The organism is Thalassobacter sp., assembly GCF_982993085.1.
On record NZ_CEZFMW010000210.1, the window covers coordinates 1 to 2,973 of the forward strand.

General features: G+C 55.4%; 4 protein-coding genes. All 4 read left to right on the top strand.

What is annotated here, in order from left to right:
• The coding region (locus AC4GMC_RS17990) for an aminotransferase class V-fold PLP-dependent enzyme (RefSeq protein ID WP_490391496.1) at positions 1-355 on the top strand (355 nt) is incomplete at its 5' end.
• Between the two features lie 17 nt (positions 356-372).
• Complete coding sequence (gene sufB, locus AC4GMC_RS17995; protein ID WP_487878044.1) at positions 373-1,899, top strand: Fe-S cluster assembly protein SufB; 1,527 nt, start codon at positions 373-375, stop codon at positions 1,897-1,899.
• Positions 1,900-1,947: 48 nt separating this feature from the next.
• Positions 1,948-2,148 carry a hypothetical protein gene (locus AC4GMC_RS18000; RefSeq protein ID WP_487878045.1) on the top strand — a complete coding sequence of 67 codons (201 nt, stop codon included), beginning with the start codon at positions 1,948-1,950 and terminating at the stop codon, positions 2,146-2,148.
• Between the two features lie 38 nt (positions 2,149-2,186).
• The gene (sufC, locus tag AC4GMC_RS18005; RefSeq protein WP_487878046.1) at positions 2,187-2,942 is read left to right on the top strand and encodes a Fe-S cluster assembly ATPase SufC; all 756 of its coding nucleotides are present in this window, start codon (positions 2,187-2,189) and stop codon (positions 2,940-2,942) included.
• Positions 2,943-2,973: the final 31 nt, after the last annotated feature.

Below are 2,973 nucleotides of genomic sequence, written 5' to 3' on the forward strand. Positions count from 1 at the left end.
ACAACTTAGAACTTTTCTAGAAACTCACCTTGAGGCTGGCTCAAAAGAGACTATTTTGATCGGGAAAGGCGCGGAGCGTTTGCCGAACACATCCTGCATCGTGACCCCCGGCTGGAAGGGGGAGACGCAGGTCATGGCGTTGGACTTGGCGGGTTTTGCCGTCAGCGCTGGATCCGCGTGTTCCAGCGGCAAGGTGCGCGCCAGCGGCGTGCTGCGCGCCATGGGATTAAATGAGGCTGAGGCAGGATCTGCGATCCGAGTGAGCCTTGGACTGGACACAACAGAGGCTGATGTGGCTGCGTTTTGCGCGGCTTTTCTGAAGCTTCAGGCAAAACATCTCGCGCGGGCTGCGTGAGAGCATAGGAGGGCTAGATGGTCGCTTTGGACGAAACTCAGGTGAAAGAAGGCGTCGATCAGGATACGGTTGATGCGGTGAAATCTCTTGGTGGGGCCTATAAGTATGGCTGGAACACCGACATTGAGATGGAATACGCGCCCAAGGGTTTGTCGGAAGACATCGTGCGCCTGATCTCAGAGAAGAACAACGAGCCGGAGTGGATGCTGGAATGGCGTCTGGTCGCGTACCGTCGTTGGCTTGAGCTGAAAGAGCCTGATTGGGCGATGGTAGATTATCCTGAGATCGATTTTCAGGACCAGTACTACTATGCGCGCCCAAAAAGCATGGAAGTAAAGCCTAAGTCGCTGGACGAGGTGGATCCCAAGCTGTTGGCGACCTACGAAAAGCTGGGCATCCCCCTCAAGGAACAGATGATCCTTGCGGGCGTTGAGGGCGCAGAAGACATCGACGCTGATGCGCCGCGCAAAGTGGCCGTGGACGCTGTATTCGATAGTGTGTCTGTTGGTACGACCTTTCAGGCTGAACTGAAAAAGGCTGGTGTGATCTTTTGCTCAATCTCGGAAGCCATTCAGGAGCATCCCGAGTTGGTCAAACAGTACCTTGGCACGGTCGTTCCGCAGTCGGATAACTACTACGCGACACTGAACTCGGCGGTCTTTTCGGATGGGTCGTTTGTTTACATTCCGCCCGGCGTAAAGTGCCCAATGGAATTGTCGACGTATTTCCGGATCAACGCGGAGAATACCGGGCAGTTTGAGCGGACGTTGATCATCGCTGACAAAGGATCCTACGTGTCCTACCTTGAGGGCTGTACTGCCCCGCAGCGGGACATCGCGCAGCTGCACGCAGCCGTGGTTGAACTGGTGCTGCTGGATGACGCTGAGATCAAATACTCGACCGTTCAGAACTGGTTCCCCGGTGATGAAAACGGCAAAGGCGGCATCTATAACTTTGTCACCAAGCGTGCCGATTGCCGGGGCGACCGGTCCAAAGTGATGTGGACGCAGGTTGAAACCGGCTCTGCTGTGACGTGGAAATACCCTTCTTGCATTCTGCGCGGCGACGACAGTCAGGGTGAATTCTATTCAATCGCGATTGCTAACAACTACCAGCAGGCGGACACGGGCACCAAGATGGTGCACCTTGGCAAGAACACAAAAAGCCGGATCGTCTCCAAGGGGATTTCGGCGGGCCGAGCGCAGAACACCTACCGTGGCTTGGTGTCGATGCACCCCAAAGCGAAAAACGGGCGAAACTACACGCAGTGCGACTCGCTGTTGATTGGTGACAAATGCGGGGCGCACACGGTTCCCTACATCGAAGTGAAGAATAACTCTTCGCGGGTTGAGCACGAGGCGACGACGTCCAAGGTGGACGATGATCAGCTGTTTTACTGTCGTGCCCGTGGCATGGACGAAGAAGAGGCTGTGGCGTTGGTTGTGAACGGTTTCTGCAAAGAAGTCCTTCAGGCTCTGCCGATGGAATTCGCGATGGAAGCTCAGCAGTTGGTTGCCATCTCGCTCGAAGGATCCGTGGGCTAGGATGGTCGCGCAATGCGTTTCGAAACCATTGAGTGAGTAACCAAAGCGATGCGCAAACTCATCTACATCGCAGCGGGCGCGATTGGCTCGCTGCTGGGGTTTTTGGTCGATAAGGCCATTTACCCGGATGGGGGCACGACGCTGATGAAGATCGGGTTCGTGTTGGGGCTATGTCTGGCCTACGTGGCACTGAACCGCGATCGGCCAAAAGATAAACCAGATGGCCAAGCGCCCTCTGACGAAACATAAAATTCGAGGGCCGGATGGTCCTGTAAGGAGTAAGAAAAATGCTGGATATCAAAAACCTGCACGTCAAACTTGAAGAAGAAGACAAGGTGATCCTGAAGGGCGTAAATCTGAGCATCGGCTCGGGTGAGGTTCACGCGATCATGGGGCCGAACGGTTCAGGTAAATCCACGCTGTCCTATGTGCTGTCGGGCAAAGACGGTTACGAAGTCACCGACGGCGAGGCTGCACTTGAGGGCGCTGATCTGTTGGAGATGGAACCCGAAGAGCGTGCCGCCGCAGGTCTCTTCTTGGCGTTTCAGTACCCTGTTGAAATCCCCGGTGTGGGCAACATGACGTTCCTGCGCACGGCCGTGAATGCACAGCGCAAGGCGCGCGGTGAAGACGAGCTTTCGGCAGGTGAGTTCCTGAAGGTTGTGCGTGAGCGCGCCAAGACGTTGAAAATCGATGCTGATATGCTGAAGCGCCCCGTAAACGTGGGCTTCTCCGGTGGTGAGAAAAAGCGTAATGAGATCCTGCAAATGGCGATGCTTGAGCCAAAGATGTGCGTTCTGGATGAAACGGACTCGGGTCTTGACGTGGATGCGATGAAACTTGTGTCCGAAGGCGTGAACGCTCTGCGCTCTGAGGGTCGTTCTTTCCTCGTGATCACGCACTACCAGCGCCTTCTGGATCACATCAAACCCGATGTCGTGCACATCATGGCAGACGGCCGGATCATCAAAACGGGTGGCCCCGAGTTGGCGATTGAAGTCGAAAACAACGGCTACGCCGACATTCTGGCGGAGATGGCATAATGGGTCTGCCGGAAACCAAACAATCCGAGAC

Excerpts from the sequence above, each read along its gene's own strand:
- sufB (WP_487878044.1), top strand. The coding sequence starts at position 373 with ATGGTCGCTTTGGACGAAACTCAGGTGAAAGAAGGCGTCGATCAGGAT.
- AC4GMC_RS18000 (WP_487878045.1), top strand. The coding sequence starts at position 1,948 with ATGCGCAAACTCATCTACATCGCAGCGGGCGCGATTGGCTCGCTGCTG.
- sufC (WP_487878046.1), top strand. The coding sequence starts at position 2,187 with ATGCTGGATATCAAAAACCTGCACGTCAAACTTGAAGAAGAAGACAAG.